Annotated in this window: 12 protein-coding genes; 9 read left to right on the top strand and 3 right to left on the bottom strand. The window is 68.3% G+C overall.

Going from position 1 to position 15,381, the window contains the following annotated elements; all coding sequences use genetic code 11:
• Positions 1 to 64 precede the first annotated feature (64 nt).
• The 6 genes from Y958_RS30180 to trhA all read left to right on the top strand — a co-directional run bounded on the left by Y958_RS30180 (position 65) and on the right by trhA (position 3,235).
• The gene (locus Y958_RS30180) at positions 65 to 832 is read left to right on the top strand and encodes a prepilin peptidase (RefSeq protein WP_244909712.1); all 768 of its coding nucleotides are present in this window, start codon (positions 65 to 67) and stop codon (positions 830 to 832) included.
• A 15-nt stretch (positions 833 to 847) separates the two neighbouring features.
• Entirely contained in the window at positions 848 to 1,147 is a 300-nt protein-coding gene (locus tag Y958_RS32195) for a protein kinase family protein (RefSeq protein WP_211098814.1), read from the top strand.
• Positions 1,114 to 1,653, top strand: a complete 540-nt coding sequence (locus tag Y958_RS30175) for a fructosamine kinase family protein (RefSeq protein ID WP_211098813.1) — start codon at positions 1,114 to 1,116, stop codon at positions 1,651 to 1,653. Before Y958_RS32195 ends, Y958_RS30175 begins: the two co-directional genes overlap by 34 nt.
• 343 nt (positions 1,654 to 1,996) lie before the next feature.
• Positions 1,997 to 2,206, top strand: a complete 210-nt coding sequence (locus tag Y958_RS30170; protein WP_040849878.1) for a cold-shock protein — start codon at positions 1,997 to 1,999, stop codon at positions 2,204 to 2,206.
• Between the two features lie 75 nt (positions 2,207 to 2,281).
• Positions 2,282 to 2,554, top strand: coding sequence for a translation initiation factor IF-1 (gene infA, locus Y958_RS30165; RefSeq protein ID WP_040849877.1), 273 nt, complete (start codon positions 2,282 to 2,284; stop codon positions 2,552 to 2,554).
• 126 nt (positions 2,555 to 2,680) lie between these two features.
• On the top strand, positions 2,681 to 3,235 hold the full coding sequence (gene trhA / locus Y958_RS30160; protein WP_244909711.1) for a PAQR family membrane homeostasis protein TrhA: 555 nt from the start codon (positions 2,681 to 2,683) through the stop codon (positions 3,233 to 3,235).
• A 111-nt stretch (positions 3,236 to 3,346) separates the two neighbouring features.
• On the opposite strand, the gene Y958_RS30155 is transcribed toward trhA, so the two are convergent.
• Together Y958_RS30155 and Y958_RS30150 are read right to left on the bottom strand one after the other, a co-directional pair.
• On the bottom strand, positions 3,347 to 5,425 hold the full coding sequence (locus Y958_RS30155) for a phosphocholine-specific phospholipase C (RefSeq protein ID WP_088875593.1): 2,079 nt from the start codon (positions 5,423 to 5,425) through the stop codon (positions 3,347 to 3,349).
• 70 nt (positions 5,426 to 5,495) lie between these two features.
• On the bottom strand, positions 5,496 to 8,246 hold the full coding sequence (locus Y958_RS30150; protein ID WP_244909710.1) for a TonB-dependent receptor: 2,751 nt from the start codon (positions 8,244 to 8,246) through the stop codon (positions 5,496 to 5,498).
• A gap of 255 nt (positions 8,247 to 8,501) precedes the next feature.
• On the opposite strand from Y958_RS30150, the gene Y958_RS30145 reads away from it, so the two are divergent.
• The 3 genes from Y958_RS30145 (at position 8,502) to galA (ending at position 13,982) form a co-directional block, all read left to right on the top strand.
• Positions 8,502 to 9,617, top strand: a complete 1,116-nt coding sequence (locus Y958_RS30145) for an ROK family transcriptional regulator (protein ID WP_088875591.1) — start codon at positions 8,502 to 8,504, stop codon at positions 9,615 to 9,617.
• 67 nt (positions 9,618 to 9,684) lie between these two features.
• Positions 9,685 to 10,992, top strand: a complete 1,308-nt coding sequence (locus Y958_RS30140) for an MFS transporter (RefSeq protein ID WP_088875590.1) — start codon at positions 9,685 to 9,687, stop codon at positions 10,990 to 10,992.
• Positions 10,993 to 11,102: 110 nt separating this feature from the next.
• Positions 11,103 to 13,982 carry a beta-galactosidase GalA gene (gene galA / locus Y958_RS30135; protein WP_088875589.1) on the top strand — a complete coding sequence of 960 codons (2,880 nt, stop codon included), beginning with the start codon at positions 11,103 to 11,105 and terminating at the stop codon, positions 13,980 to 13,982.
• Here galA and Y958_RS30130 read toward each other — a convergent pair.
• Positions 13,973 to 15,157 carry an ROK family transcriptional regulator gene (locus Y958_RS30130; RefSeq protein WP_088875588.1) on the bottom strand — a complete coding sequence of 395 codons (1,185 nt, stop codon included), beginning with the start codon at positions 15,155 to 15,157 and terminating at the stop codon, positions 13,973 to 13,975. The two genes, galA and Y958_RS30130, sit on opposite strands and share 10 nt — an antisense overlap.
• Between the last annotated feature and the right edge of the window lie 224 nt (positions 15,158 to 15,381).

Genomic DNA, 15,381 nt, shown 5'->3' with positions numbered 1-15,381 from the left:
GCGAATCGGAGGGGTATGGCGGGCGGTCCCATGGGGCCCCCGGGAGGCATCGGGAAACGGAAAAGTGGACATCATCACCCTTTGGACATTGCTGATTGCCGCCCCCTTCGTCGGCAGCTTCCTGGGGGTGGTCGTGACCCGGCTGCCGGCGGGGCGGTCCGTCGTGTGGGGGCGGTCGGCCTGCGACCGGTGCGGCCATACGCTAGGTCCGGCCTCCCTGGTGCCCGTCCTCTCCTACCTATGGTCCAAGGGGCGTTGCCGGCATTGCGCGGCGCCCATAGGCGCCTTCCATCCGGCGATCGAGCTGGCGGCCGTCCTGCCGCCCCTGTGCCTGGTGTTCCTGATGCCCTTGGATTCCCTGACGCTCTGCGCGGGGGCCGGCCTGGGTTGGGCCTTGCTGGCTTTGGCATGGATCGACCTGCGCCACATGATCCTGCCAGACGCGCTGACCCTGCCGCTGATCCTCGCAGGCATCCTGGTGGGATGGGCGCAGGATGGGCATTTTCCGGTCGACCGGCTGGCGGCGGCTGCCGCGGCCTATGCCGGGCTGGTCCTTCTGGAAACGCTGTACCGGCGGATCAGGGGCCGTGACGGCATCGGCCGGGGGGATGCGAAGCTGCTGGCCGCCGGTGGCGCCTGGACGGGACCCGCCGCCGTGCCCCACGTGTTGCTGATCGCGGCGCTGGCCGGCCTGCTGGCGATGGCGGCGCTGCGTCTGGCAGGTCGGCGGGTGGATGGCCGGCGTGTGGACGGGACCACCCCCATGCCTTTCGGTCCCTGCCTGGCGCTGGGCATCTGGGCCGCCTGGCTGTTTACTCTTTCAGGCCTGTGACGGACGAGGGGTGACATGGATGCCTTGAAGGACCGCTTATCCGGCCTCCTGGGCCGCCACGTGCTGTCCCTGCGCCGCATGGCGGGGGGCGACCTCTCCGTTGTCTATGAGCTGACGCTGTCGGATGGCACGTGGGCGGTCGCCAAACACGGGGACGGCGCCGGGCGGGAAGGCGCCATGCTGCGGGCCATCGCGGCCACGGGCGTTCCGGCGCCGGCGGTGCTGGCGGTGGACGACGGCTGGCTGGTGATGGAAAAGCTGCCCCCGCCGAGGGCGCGCTGGTGGCGGCCTGGGATGATCTGGCGGCCTGCCTGAACCGGCTGCACGCGCCCACCGATGAACCCTATGGCTGGCTGCACGACCACAGCCTGGGGGCCGTGGCCATGCCCAATCCCAGGACAGACGACTGGCCCGCCTTCTGGGCGGAGCGGCGGCTGCGTTGCCACATCGCTCATGTCGATGCCGGCCTCGGCACCCGTATCGGGCGTCTGGCCGACCGGCTGGGCGACCAGGTTCCGCAACGCCCGCCGGCGTCGCTGCTGCACGGCGACCTATGGGGCGGCAATGCGCTGGTGTCCGGTACCCGGGTCTCCGGCCTGATCGATCCGGCCTGCTACTTCGGTGACCGCGAGGTGGACGCGGCCATGCTGACCCTATTCGATCATCCGCCGGCATCCTTCTTCGACGCCTTGGCCTTGGAGCCCGGGTGGCGAGAGCGGCTGCCGGTCTACCGGCTCTGGCCCCTGCTGGTCCATCTGCGGCTGTTCGGCCCAGCCTACGCCGCCGCCGTCGATGCCGATCTGCGTCGGCTGGGGGTCTAGGGGTGCGACCGTTCAGACGGACACGTCCGAAGCGTGATCACTTACCGAAACAGAACCCTGGATCAGGAAGAACTGCCGGTTGACGGCGAACATGTCCGTCGTAGTGCGGGATTCCGTTGCCACAATACCCATGACTGGAGAGGGCGCGGGTTGCAGCCATGTCCCGAAGGGCATGCGTTAATGCTTGTGCTTTGGCGCTGCAAGGTGGATGCTATGGAGGTCGACTTTGCTACTGGGCTATCTACCGGCTGACGCCGGTTCTGTTCCCTGTCGTGACTTTGATGCCCGTCCGCACTCTCGCGCCGGGCAGCTCCGAACGGGAAAAATCCCAGAAAGGCATCTCATGTCCACCGGTACCGTCAAGTGGTTCAACAGCACCAAGGGCTTTGGCTTCATCCAGCCCGAGGATGGCTCCGCCGACGTTTTCGTCCACATCTCCGCCGTTGAGCGCGCTGGCCTCAGCGGCCTGAACGAAGGCCAGAAGGTCAGCTTCGACTCCGTCCGCGACCCGCGCAAGGGCAAGACGGCGGCGGAGAACCTGCGCGCCATCTGACCTCCTCCTCATTTGGACGAGCGGCGGCGGCATGCCTAGGCGTGCCGCCGCCTTTTTCCTTTTTGGGAGGATGCAATGGCCAAGGAAGAATTTCTCGAATTCGACGGCTATGTCGAAGAGGCGCTGCCCGATGGCCGCTTCCGCGTGAAGCTGGAAAACGGGCACGAGATCATCGCCTACACCGCCGGCAAGATGCGCAAGAGCCGGATCCGGTCGCTTGCGGGTGACCGCGTCACGGTGGAAATGACGCCCTATGACCTGACCAAGGGGCGCATCACCTACCGGCACAAGGACGAGCGGCCTGGGTCCGCCGCCCCCGCTCGCCGTCCCCCACCCCGCCGCCGCTGACGGGGATTGTTCCTTTAGGGGGACGCCATCGATACCCACCCCGACCATCTCCGCTGTCCCGTCTACAGCCGTCGTGAGTACGCCGCCGATGCCGTCGTCCACCTGCTGGGCGTGACGGCCGGATGGTTGGGAGGTATCTGGCTGGTCCTGTCGCGCTCAGGGTCCCTCGGCACCGGCAGCTTGACGGCCGTGGCCATCTACGCCCTGGCCATGGCGGGAATGTTCACCGCGTCCGCGGCTTATAATGTGATGGGCGGCGGGTGGCTCAAGGATTACCTGCGGCGGCTGGACCATGCCGTCATCTACGCCGCCATCGCCGGCACCTATACCCCCTTGCTGACACGTCTGCCGGGGGTAACGGCCGCCATTGCCCTCGGCATCGTCTGGGGCGTCGCCATGGCGGGAATCCTGTTGAAGCTGTGGCGGCCTCGCCGCCATGAACGGCTGGGCCTCATCCTCTATGTCTGCCTGGGCTGGGTCGGCCTGCCCCTGATCCCCGCACTGTCCGGCCGCTTGCTGGCGGACACTGGGCTATGGATCGGCGCCGGCGCGCTGACCTATACGCTGGGCGTCGGTGTCTATCTGGCGCACCGCGTGCGTTATCACAACGTCCTGTGGCACCTCATGGTGCTGGTGGCCGCCTCCTTCCATTACGTGGCTATCGGAAACGAGTTTCCGTGATCAGAAGAAGTGGTGCAGGAGGGCAGGGGGGCGGCCCCCAGCGCCGCGCTGTCGCTGCCTATGCGCGAGGCGATCACGCTGGGCGGCACGGAATACGTCCGCGCACTTATCTCAGGATGGCGCGAGCGATCCCCAGGCCGGATCGGACCGGCCAGCCCGGCCGGTTTCGATATAGCCAGCCAGGCGCCAGTTCAACTGCCCCTCGGGCCCCGTCAGGGTCAGCGTGGCGTCGTACCATCCGTCACTGGCGGCGGTGGGCCAGGACAGTACCTTGGATGCCCCGGCCGCAACCGTCGCCGCGATGGGCGCGGCCCCGTAAACGCCGTCAGCGAGGTGCCATCGCACCGTCCCGTTACCATGGTTACGCATTGTCAGGGCCAGTGTCAGGTCGGCTGCGTCGGGTGTGGCCGACAGCGACAGGTGGCCAGCCATGCCCGGGCCGGCCGTGAGATGGCGCAGGAAGCCGTTGGGGCCCAGCACCAGCACATCGCACCCCTGTCCGGCCTTGAGCGGCACCGGCGTGGGCAGGCTGGTGCCCGGCGCCACCGTGTGCCGCGCCGGGCCGGAGCCGGGCGCGAGGCGATCGAAGACGTGAAAGACGGCCGCGGCCCGGCCCCGGTTGTGGAAGACCAGGGAGGGAGGCCGCCCCGGCGCCGCGACCAGATCCATCGCCAAATCATACGGCGTGGGGCGAAGCGGGCGCTGGCCGGGTTCCTGCGGCAATGGCGTGTCGTGGTGGCGGGGCGTCGGTTCCGGCCGGTGGGCCTGCGCCTCCACCTCGGCGCGATAGCCGCGCGTGTCCGGCAGAACCACTGGCGCCTGTGGGGCTTGCGCAAAGTCGAAGGCGCTGGTCAGGTCGCCGCACACCGCCCGGCGCCAGGGGCTGATGTTGGGCTCCGTCACGCCGAACCGCGTTTCCAGGAAGCGCAGGACGGAGGTGTGGTCGAACACTTCCGAGCAGACGGCCCCGCCCGTGGTCCACGGCGAAACGACGATCATGGGCACCCGGGCGCCCAGGCCGAAGGGCTGGCCATCGCCGGCGTTGATCTCGCCGGCCAGGTCCACGTTCGACAGGCCGCCGCCCGGGCCCGCCGGCGGGGCTGGCGGCAGGACGTGGTCGAAGAAGCCGTCGTTCTCGTCATACAGCACGAACAGCGCGGTGTGGCGCCACGTTTCCGGATTGGCGGTCAGCGCTTCCAGCACTGTGGCGATGTAGGCGGCGCCGTCCAACGGGGCATAGCGCGGATGTTCGGAATGGTTGTGCGGCGGCATCAGCCAGGAGACGGCGGGCAGACGGCCCGCCTTGGCATCGGCGGCGAAGACGCTGGGCGGGCGGCGGGTCATCGCCTTGGCGTGCAGCGGTGACCCTACCGGGGCATGGGCGAACTGAGTGAAGAAGCGCAGGGCGTTGAAGCAGCTGACGCCGTCGTTCTCATCCACCGCCAGGCGGTGCCGCGACCGGATCATGTCCTGGACGTCGATGGTGAAGGGGCCGTCCGCGTCCACCCCCTGATAGACGCACCAGGAGATGCCGGCCTGTTCCAGGCGCTCGGGATAGGTGGTCCAGGAGAAGGGCGGGCCGTTCAGCGGCTGGAAGTCCGATCCCTCCGCCGGCTGTTTCAGCACCGGGCCGCCGGCCCGGCCGAACGGGTCGGGGGTGCCCGTCATCAGATGGATGCGGTTGGGATTGGTGGCGCTGGGGGTGGAACAGAAGAAGGCGTCGCAGACGGTGAAGGCGTCGGCCAGGGCGCAGTGGAAGGGGATATCGGCGCGGGTATAATGCGCCATGGTCAGCGCCCCCTTGGCCGGCACCCAGTTGTCGTTGCGGCCGCCGTTCCAGGCGGCATGCCCGTCCACCCAGGAGTGGGGCAGGGAGGCGATGTTCTGGGCGGCGGTCGTGGCACCATCCAGGGGGAAGGGGCGCACATGGCCACCCTGGCCGTCCGCCTGGCGCCAGATATCGCCGTCGCTGCCGGGCGCGGTCGCCCGGTCGTGGAAGCCGCGTACGCCGCGCAGCGTCCCGAAATAATGATCGAAGGAGCGGTTTTCCTGCATCAGGATGACGACATGGCGGATGTCGTCCAGGCCGCCGCCGCTCGGGGGCGGGGACAGGGCCAGCGCCCGCCGAATGGGGGCCAGCAGGGCGGCGGTGCCGGCGGCAGAGAGAAGATGGCGTCGGGTGAACCGCACGGGGATGATCTCGCGTCGATGGGTTGAAAAAGGCGCCCCGGGGACGGTCGCCCCCGGGGCTTCCGGTCCGTCACAGGTCCGGCGTGAACCGCACGCCCACCCAGAACACGGTGGGGACGGAATAGCTGTCCTTCAGCAGGTTCTGGTTGGGACCGACCAGGCTGGTGAGGCGGCTGTGGGTCAGGTTGCTGGCCTCGCCGAACAGGGTGACGCTGTCGCGCACCTTGTAGCTGGCCTGCAAGTCCAGTTGCTCACGCGGCGCCCAGTACAGATCCTGCCAGGCGATATCGGGCACGATGGAGCGCAGGGCCTTGCCCTGGCGGTTGTAGGCCAGGCGGATCTCGAAATCGCTGTCGCTGTAGAACACCTGGACGTTACGCGTCTGGTTGGGCTGGCCCACCAGGCGGCTCAAGGTGCGGGTGGCGCCGCTGGACTGCACCACCGACAGCTCCCCTTGCATGAAGGACCAGTTGCCGCTGACGCCGAAGTCGCGCAGCCAGGGATGGATCCATTCCAGCGAGTTGACGATGGCGTTCAGCTCCACGCCCCGGATGGAGGCGTTGCTTGCGTTCTGCGGGGTGGAGACCACGGCGTTGCTGTAAGTGACGCCCTGGTAGGTGTAGCCGATGGAACTGGCCGTGAAGATCTCGTCCTTGATGTCCTTGTTGAACAGGGCCAGCGACAGCAGGCCGCCGCCCTCGTTAGGCAGCTTGTAATCGAAGGCCAGGTCGACGTTGGTGGACAGGCGCGGCTTGATGTTGGGGTTGCCGATGGTGACGGACACGCCGGTGGCGTTGGGATTGCCCAGGTCGGAGGCGTTGGTGAAGCTGATGGAGGTGCGGGCAGCGTAGGCGTCGTAGCTGGGCCGGCCGATGGTCTGGCTGGCGCCCACGCGCACGTCCACGTCATGGGTGATGTCGTAGCTGGCCAGGGCGGAGGGCAGCAGGTAGTCGTAGCTGGAACTGGTCTCCAGGTCCGTCCACGCGCCGGAGATCTTGGCCCGGCTGATGGTGTCCTGGTCGGTGCTGTCGTTGTGCAGGCCCACCTGGGCGTGGAAGTCGTCCAGGGCGTAGGCGACGGTGGCATAGGCACCCACGGTCTGTTCGGTGTGCTTGAAGTTGTCCTGGTTGTTGAAGGAGGACTGGTCGGTCAGGTTGAACCAGGACGGGTTGGCGTTGAACGCGGCCCAGGCCTTGGCCGGGTCGATGGTCAGCAGGTTCAGGCCGTTGGAATATTTCATGGGTGCGCCGGCCGGCCCGGCGGCGTTGACCAGCAACAGGCTGCCAGCGGTGTTGTTCGGCTCCCAGTCATTGCGCCAGACGTTGTAGTCGGGCCGGTCGTCGGTGAAGCTGGCGCCCAGGGCGAAGCCCAGGCCCTGATCCTTGGCCCCCATGTTGTAGCGATAATCGGCGCGGGTGTTCTTGATATCGTCATCGGCCGAGCGCTTGCCCTGGCGCCAGTACAGCCCGCTGTAGTTCGAGAGGTTGTAGTAGGCGCTGGGCGCCATGGCGAACTGCTGGTTCAGCTGGCTGGTGTCATAGGTGAAGCCATAGGCGGGCTTGGCCGCATTGGTGGTTATGGCGCCGGCGCTGCCCGGGGCCGGATAGCTCAGCCCGGTCATGTATTTCACCATGTCCAAGGGCTCGCGGTAGGTGGAGCGGGAGATGTCACCCCGAACGGACAGCACCTGGTTGGCCGCGGGCCGCCAGTCCAGCCCCGCCTGTGCCAGATTGGTGGTGGTGATGATGTTGGCGTGCTCGTACCCCACCTCCACATCGCCGCCGGGATAGCTACCTGACGTAGCCGTCTGATTGTACACGGTGCCCGTGTTGCGGGGATCGAGGATGACCTCGTTGCGGTCCATCGTGTCGACGAAGCGGTAATGGCCCAGGGTCAGGAAGCCGTAAAGCGTATCCGTGGGCTGGGCTTCCAGCTTGGTGGTGGCACCCACGCGCTGCCGGCTGTCTTCCACGTACCAGTACTTGTCCTGCTGCGGCACGGCGATGCCGTTGCCCAGGTTGTTGTTTTTCTGCAGGACGCCGGCGCTGCTGTAGAAGTCGTAGTGGACGGTGTCCGTCGTCATGTGGGTGTCGGTGAAGCTGTCCAGCTTCTGGTAATTGGCCGACACCACCACGCCGAACATATGGTCGGGCCCGAAGGTCATGCTGCCGGTGCCGCTGATGCGCCGGCCCAGCGGATCCTGGCTGCGGGGCTGGCCATGGTCGTTGGCCATGCCCAGCGCGCCCTCCGCCGTGAAGAAGGGACGGCCGCCATTGTCGAAGGCGCTGCGCGTCTTCAGGTTGATGGCGCCGCCGACGGCGTTGGGGTCGAGATCGGCGGTGAAGGTCTTGGTCACCTGCAGTTCGCTGATCATGGAGGTGGGCAGGATATCCAGCCGCACGCCGCGCCCCATGGAGCCCAGGTTGCCGTTGGGCGTGCCGGGACTGGCGATGGGCACGCCGTCGATGGTCACGTTGTTGTAGGCGGGCCCCAGGCCGCGGATGACAGGCGTCGCCGCTTCGTCACGCGGGTGTTCGTTGTCGGTGGCCGGCAGGACGGACAGGCCGGGCACGCGCCGCAGCGCCTCGACGATGGTGCGGTCCGGCAGGGCCTGGGCGTCGTCGGCGCTGATGACGTCGGTGACGCCGGGCGTGTTCAGCTTGGTGTCGATCGCCTTGGCGTTGGACCGGCGCACGCCGGTGACGATGATCTCTTCCGGGCTGTCGGCGGTATCGACGGGTGCGGCCGTTTCCGCACCCGCGGCCGGCTGCGCCCAGGCGGTCGTCGCGTGCAGAAGCCCCCAGGTCAGCGCGGACCCCATAAGTACGCGCTGGCGGCGTTTATCACAGAGCATGGTCCCCAACCTCATTTCTTTCCCCTGGCCTGTTCCGGCCCTTGAACCGCGGATGGAACCGCAGGCGCCGATTGGCGCGTTAAATGTATGCAGCATGCATACTATGCAGAATGTATGACGCCTTGATGACGACGCCGGCTTATGTCTCTATGGCGCTATCATCACCGTTAACGACTGCCTGCGCCCATGCGGATGTTCCCTGAGTCAGAACCAACACTCCCCATGGTTTCCGTGGCCCGGCCCGTCAGTGAGGGGGGCCGCCGTATCCTGGATTTGCTGTTGAAAAGCGGGGGCTTGAGCCAGGCGGAACTGACCCGGTCGCTGGATCTGTCGCAGCCGACGGTGACGCGGCTGCTGCAGGGGTTCCACCAGGACGGGCTGGTGCGCACGGCGGCGCGGCAGGCGGACCGGCCGGGCCATCCCAGCGTCCACGTCTCCCTCAACCCCGACTTCGCCTATGCCCTGGGCGTGTCGCTGCTGGGCGACGCCGTGTCCATGACCTTGATGGATTTCACCGGCAAGGTGCGGGGGCTGCGGCGCGCTGCCATGCCCACCATGGCGCGGCCGGTGGTGCTGGAGCGCCTGCGGGCCTTTCGCCGGGAATTGGAGGAGGAGACAGGGATCGATCCCCGGCGCCTGGTGGGGGTAGGCGTGGGCATTTCCGCCTTTTATGTGGGGCGGGGGCGGTTGTTCAACCCGCCGGCCTACCTGGACGATTGGGCGATGGTGGAGATCGAACCCATTCTGGAAGAGGCGCTGCGCCTGCCGGTGCGGGTGGACAACGACGGCACGGTGGCCGCCATTGGCGAAAGCCTGTTCGGCGTGGGCCGGCGCTGCCGCAACTTCGCCTACCTGCACCTGACCAATGGCTTCGGCGGCGGCATCATCGCCGATGGCAAACCCTTCCGGGGCCAGAACGGCAACGCGGGGGAGTTCGGCGGCATCTGGACGCTGGCTGGCGTGACGTATGCCAACCTGGACCTGTTGCAGACCTGCCTGAAGAACCACGGTCACGTTTTCGCGACGGTGGAGGAGATGGTGCAGGCCATCGACGCGGGCTGGGATGGCGTGGCGGATTGGCTGGACCAGGCGCGACCCTCCTTCGCCATGCTGTGCGGGCTTCTGGCCTACAGCATGGATCCCGGCCTCATCGTCATCGGCGGCCGGCTGCCCCCCTCCATCGCCCAGGCCTTGGCCGAGCGTATCGTCGTGCCGGTGCCGACCAACCGTCGGGGGTATCCGCCGCCGCTTCCCGCGGTGGTGGTGGCCGAGGCGCCGGGCGATCCGGTGGCGCTGGGCGCTGCCGTCATGCCCCTGCGGGAGGCTTTCTTCGCCTGACGTCCTGTCATAAAGCCGCAATGGCGGGCGGGCTAGTGTGCCGCCCGAACAAAGTCGGGTGGGCCGGATGTCCAGCATGGATGGGAATGGCGGCCCGGAATGGGCGCGGATGCTGCGGGTGGCCGTCTGGCGCGCCTACAGCGTCGGCCATTACGGCAAGAGCCTGATCTGGTACAGCAGCGAACTGCTGTTCGCCTATTTCCTGACCGAGGCGTGCGGCCTGCCGCCCCGCGCCATGGGGGCCGTGCTGGCGGTGTCGCTGGTGATCAACGGCGCCACCGACATGGTGATGGGGCATATGCTGCGGCGCCGGGCGGCGACCGTTCCGGCCGCCGCCCGCCTGCACGTCCTGGGCAGTATCCTCGCGGGGGCGTCGCTGCTGCTGTTCCTGGCGACCGGGCTGGTACCCGCCGGTTGGCGCATCCCCTACGCGCTGGGCACCGGGCTGCTGTTCCGCCTGACCTACGCCTTGTATGACGTGCCGCAGAACGCCGTGCTGGGCATGGTCGCCGGGGACAGGGCGCGCACCGCCCTGTCGGCCTTGCGCTTCGTCGGCGCCGGTCTCGCCACCCTATCCGTCGCGGTGGCGGCGCCGCTGCTGCTGGCCCGGAGCGGGCTGGAACAGGCGCGCGCTTTCGCCGCCTTCGCCCTGGTGTTGTGGGTGCTGGGCATGGCCAGCGCCGGCTGGTTCTGGTGGGCTGCCCGTCGCGGCCTATACCTTGAGCCCTCGGTGCCGGCGATGACGCGCCCTTTGCTGTCACAATTCCGCGTCCCCATGGCCCTGACCGCCGTGCTGGCAGCGGAGTTCGTCCTGTCGGCGACCGCCTCGGTGTTCACCCGGCTGGAGCCTTATTTCGCCGCCACCGTCCTCACCTCCTCCCTGGCGCGGGGAACCGTCATGGCCTGCGTCGCCATCGGCGGGCTGGCCGGGCAGCCACTATGGACGCTGGTGGTGGACCGGCACAGCCCCTCGGCCGCGTTTCGCGCCTCGGCGGCGGCGGCCATCACCGGGGCGCTAGCCTTTCTGGTCTTCGGCGCGCGCAGTCTGCCGCTCACCGCCGCTGCCGCCGGGTTGCTGGGAACGGGCCTGGGCGGCATGAGCATGCTGTTGTGGGCGGCGGCGGGGGCCTGCGCCGTGTCGCCCGCGATGTCGGGCCATCGCCTGGCGCCAACACAGGTGTTCGGCCTGCTGACCCTGTGCATCAAGGTGGCGTGCGCCGTCGCCATCCTGGTGGTCAGCGAGATCCTGGTCTGGCGCACCGGGGATCGCCACACGGTCGTTTCCGCCTTGGGCCTGATCCTGCCCATGACCATCCTGCCTTCCCTGGGCGCCATGCTTTGCCTCGTGCTCACCCCCCGCCTGCGCTTGACGTGAAGCAGCTGTGTGGAACGGAATTTCTAAATAATATAAATATGAAATAGTCATTGCGGCTCCGGAAGCCGCCCGTTAGCATCCACCCAGCAAATCAGCGGGGGGAGGACGCGATGGTGGTCAGCGACGGGGGCATCAGTCGGCGGCAGGTCCTGAAGGCGGGCGGCGGCGTGGCCGTGACGGCGGCCGGGTACGGCCCCCTCACCACCGCGCGGGCCTTCGCGGCGGCAGCCGGAGCGGCACGGCCTGCCGCTTCTTCCCGGGAGGTGCTGGCGCTGGACCAGGGATGGCGCTTTTTCGAGGGCGACATTCCCTTCCCCGAGATCCTCGGCCAGGACGAGTCCTACGACAACGCCAAGGCGGGCAAGGCCTGGGGGGCGGCCGCCCCCAGCTTCGATGATTCCGACTGGGCCGACGTGCGTCTGCCCCATGATTTCGTCAGTTTCCAGCCCATCGAGGCCGACGCCAACCGGGCCCAGGGCTACCGCCGGCGGGGCATCGCCTGGTACCGCACCGCCCTGCGCTTCGATCCGGCCGACCAGGGCCGCCATATCGAACTGCAGATCGACGGCATCGCCACCCATGCCACGATTTGGTTCAACGGCACGGTCGTGGACCGGAACTGGAGCGGCTACAACGGCATCACCATCGACCTGACGCCCTTCGCCGCCTTCGGCGACGACCTGAACACCTTGGCCATCCGCGTGGACGCCCATGCCATGGAAGGCTGGTGGTATGAGGGCGGCGGCCTGTACCGCCCCGTTCGCATCGTGAAGCGCGATCCCGTCCACATCATCACCGACGGCGTCTACGCCCACCCCGTCCCGCAAGGGGACGGCTGGGTGCTGCCGGTGGAGGTCACCGTCTACAACAGCGGCAAGACCACGGCCGCCATGATGGTAATCAGCACGCTGGAGGATGCGGAAGGCCGGGTGGTGGCCAGCGGCCAGGCGCCGGTGTCCGTCCCCGCCCTGGAGCAGGGAATGGCCAGGCTGGACCTGACCGTTGCCAGCCCCCGGCTATGGAGCGTGGAGACACCCACCCTTTATCGCGTCCAGACACGGTTGATGGCGGGGGATCGGTGCGTGGACGCGGTCACCACCACTTGCGGCTTTCGCACCACCAGATTCGACAAGGACAAGGGCTTCTTCCTTAACGGTCGGCCGCTCAAGATCAAGGGCGTGTGCGTGCACCAGGACCATGCCGGCGTCGGCACCGCCATACCCGACGCGCTGTGGGACTACCGTATCCGGCGGCTGAAGGAACTGGGCTGCAACGCCATCCGCTGCACCCACAACGCGCCCTCCGCCGTGGTGCTGGATCTGTGCGACCGATACGGCCTGCTGGTGATGGACGAGAACCGGCAGTTCAACCCGTCGCCCGACACTTTGGCCCAGCTGGAATGGATGGTGCGGCGCGACCGCAACCATCCCTCCGTCATCCTCTGGTCGGTGTTCAATGAGGAACCGATGCAAGGGTCGGCCGCCGGTTATGAGATGGTGCGGCGCATGGCCCACGCGGTGAAGGCGCTGGACTGTACCCGCCCGGTCACGGCGGCCATGAACGGCGGCCTGTTCACCCCGGTGAACGTGTCCCAGGCGGTGGATGTGGTCGGCTTCAACTACCAGCAGGACAAGTACGACGCCTTCCACGCCGCCCATCCAGACGTGCCGCTGATCTCGTCGGAGGACACCAGTGCCTTCAGCACCCGGGGCGCCTATGTGACGGACAAGGACAGCCGCACCATCGCCGGCTATGACGACCCGGTGAAGGACTGGAACACCCACCGCGCCGCCTGGAAGGCGATCGCGACGCGCGATTTCATCGCCGGCGGCTTCGTCTGGACGGGCTTCGACTATCATGGCGAGCCGTCGCCCTGGGGTTGGCCGTCCAATTCCTCCTTCTACGGCATCATGGATTTGTGCGGCTTCGCCAAGGCCGCCTTCCACATCCACCAGGCCCAATGGGTGACGGACCGGCCCGTGCTGGCCCTGGTGCCCCACTGGAACTGGGCGGGGCGGGAGGGCCAGCCCATCAAGGTCATGGCCTGCGCCAACATGGAGGAGGTGGAGCTGTTCCTGAATGGCCGTTCCCAAGGCCGGCAGGCGGTCGACCCCTATGAAATGAACCATTGGATGGTGCCCTACAGCCCAGGGCGGCTGGAGGCGGTGGGCTATGCCGGGGGCAAGGTCACCGCTCGCGCCCTGGTGGAGACGACGGGCCCCGCCGTGGCCCTGAGACTGACGCCCGACCGTGACCGCCTGCGCGGCGACGGACTGGACGCCACGCCCGTCATGGTGGAGGCGATCGACGCCCAGGGCAGGCCGGTGCCGCTGGCCCAGGACATGGTCACCTTCACCATCGAGGGTGGCGACATCATCGGCCTGGGCAATGGCGATCCCAACAGCGCCGCGCCTGAGAAGGGCGACCGCCGCGCCCTGTTCAACGGCCTGGCCCAGGTTATCGTGCAGACGCGGGCGGGTAGCCGTGGGGCCCTCACGCTGACGGCCACGGCGCCTGGCCTGAAATCCGCCCGTGCCCGCGTGGCGATCGAGAGGGCGGCGGCCCCGGCGGAGCAGGCGACCGCGCCCTCCGACCTGATCCTGGACACCTGGTATGCGGCACCGCTGGTTGCCACGGCGGCGGAGGCCTTGGCCTACCGGAACGCCGACATGACGGCGTGGGACGATTTCGGCACACGCTGGGCGCACGACCCGCAGACAGCGGACGGCTACACCCTCTGCTCCGTCCGCTTCACCCCGCAGGCCAAGGTGGGGCGCCAGGGCGGCCGCCTGGCCTTCCTCAGCCTGGTCGGGGCCTGCGACGTCTATGAGGGTGGCCGCCTGTTGGGCCGCAAGACGGAAACGGCGCCGGGGCCGCTGACGGTGGCGCTGGCCCCCGGGGCGGGCGTACGGCGTCTGGACGTGCTGTTCCGTACCCCGGCCGGGGCCGAGTTCGGCTTCAGCCGCAATGTCGCGGTGCGTCAGGCTTGACCGCTGGCCGGGGCGCCGCGCTGGATCCCCCGCTGGGTCCGTTGCGCGGCGGTCTTATGCAGGACATCGTGCTTGGGCAGCAGCCGGTGCAGGAAGGGCAGGGTGGCGGCCCCCACGGTCATGGCATCGGGGGCCACCACGATGCGAACGTGGCCCGGCAGGCCGGTCATTCCGTCCAGGCGCCGGTTCAAGACGCGGGCCAACTGATCCAGCAAGGGGCCCGGCAGCCGGCCGCCGAGATGGATGGCGGGCGGGTTCACCAGGCAAGTGATGGTCACGATGGGCCCCTCCAGCAGGCGGGCGCAGGTGTCGACCCAATCCGCGGCCAGGGCGTTGCCCTGTTCCGACAGGGTCGACAGCCCGTCCAGGCTGTCGATGGGCAGCCCTTGGGCCGCCATGTGCCGGTGCAGGCCGGGCAGGGAGACGATGCTGCCCATGCCTTGGGGGCCCATGCCCGCGGCGCCCGGTGGCCCGCCATGGGGGATCAGCAGATTGATGTCGTTGCCGTGCCCCCCGGCCCCGGTGAAGGGGCGGCCTTGCAGGACCAGGCCGCCACTCAACTCCCGCCCGATCAGAATCTGGAAAAAGCTGGGTTCACGCAGGCCGGGCCCAAAGTGCAGGTCACCCGCGGCGGCGGCGACCGTCATGGTTTCGGTATGGACGGGATAGGGTAACTGCGCGGCCAGCCGGTGCACCACCTCCGCCGCCAGGGCTTGGCCGGGCTCTGATGCGTAGGCCAGACCCAGCCCCATCGGCACCATGCCACCGGCGTCCGCCGGGCCACACAGGTCCTTGATACCTGTTAGGATGGCGTTCGCCCAGGCGGCCGGCGCCTTGCGCGGGATGAGCTGGGTCAGGCGATCCACGATTCGGCGGCCCAGATTCATCAGCGTCAGGGTCAGCCGGTCGCCCTCCATATCCGCGCCCAGGGCTAGCGCCCCGGCGGGATTGATGGACAGCAGCCGCCCCGGCCGGCCCCGGGCGGGAACCGGCGGGTCCCGTTCCACCAACAGGTCATCCCGCACCAGCCGCCGGCAGATATAAGCCACCGTGGGCCCGGTCAATCCGGTGATGGCCACCACTTCCGGCCGGGACAGCGACCCGGCGGCGCGGATAGATTGCAGGATGATGCGCTGGTTGTGGTCCCGCGCCTGGGCGCCGGTCGTTCCCGACAAGCCTTCGCCCGCAGATACCCGGCGGCCGGGGTGCGGGGGTGCGGGCGATAGGCTTGTATGAACTCCACTCATCGGGCCGCCTCCTGGTAGGATGGTTGACCTGATAGCCGGGAGAGGGTCGCCGCAGGTCGCTCGAAGTTATGTCTTCGTGCATGAGATTGGCGCCCTCGCCCGGTGCTTTTTGCCCGGACGGTATCCGGCGGTGTCGTGGCGAGGGGGCGGAT

The organism is Nitrospirillum viridazoti CBAmc (assembly GCF_000730165.1).
Lineage (GTDB): Bacteria > Pseudomonadota > Alphaproteobacteria > Azospirillales > Azospirillaceae > Nitrospirillum > Nitrospirillum viridazoti.
The sequence above is the reverse complement of the archived record's forward strand: the minus strand, read 5'-3'. Positions and strand labels throughout refer to the sequence as shown.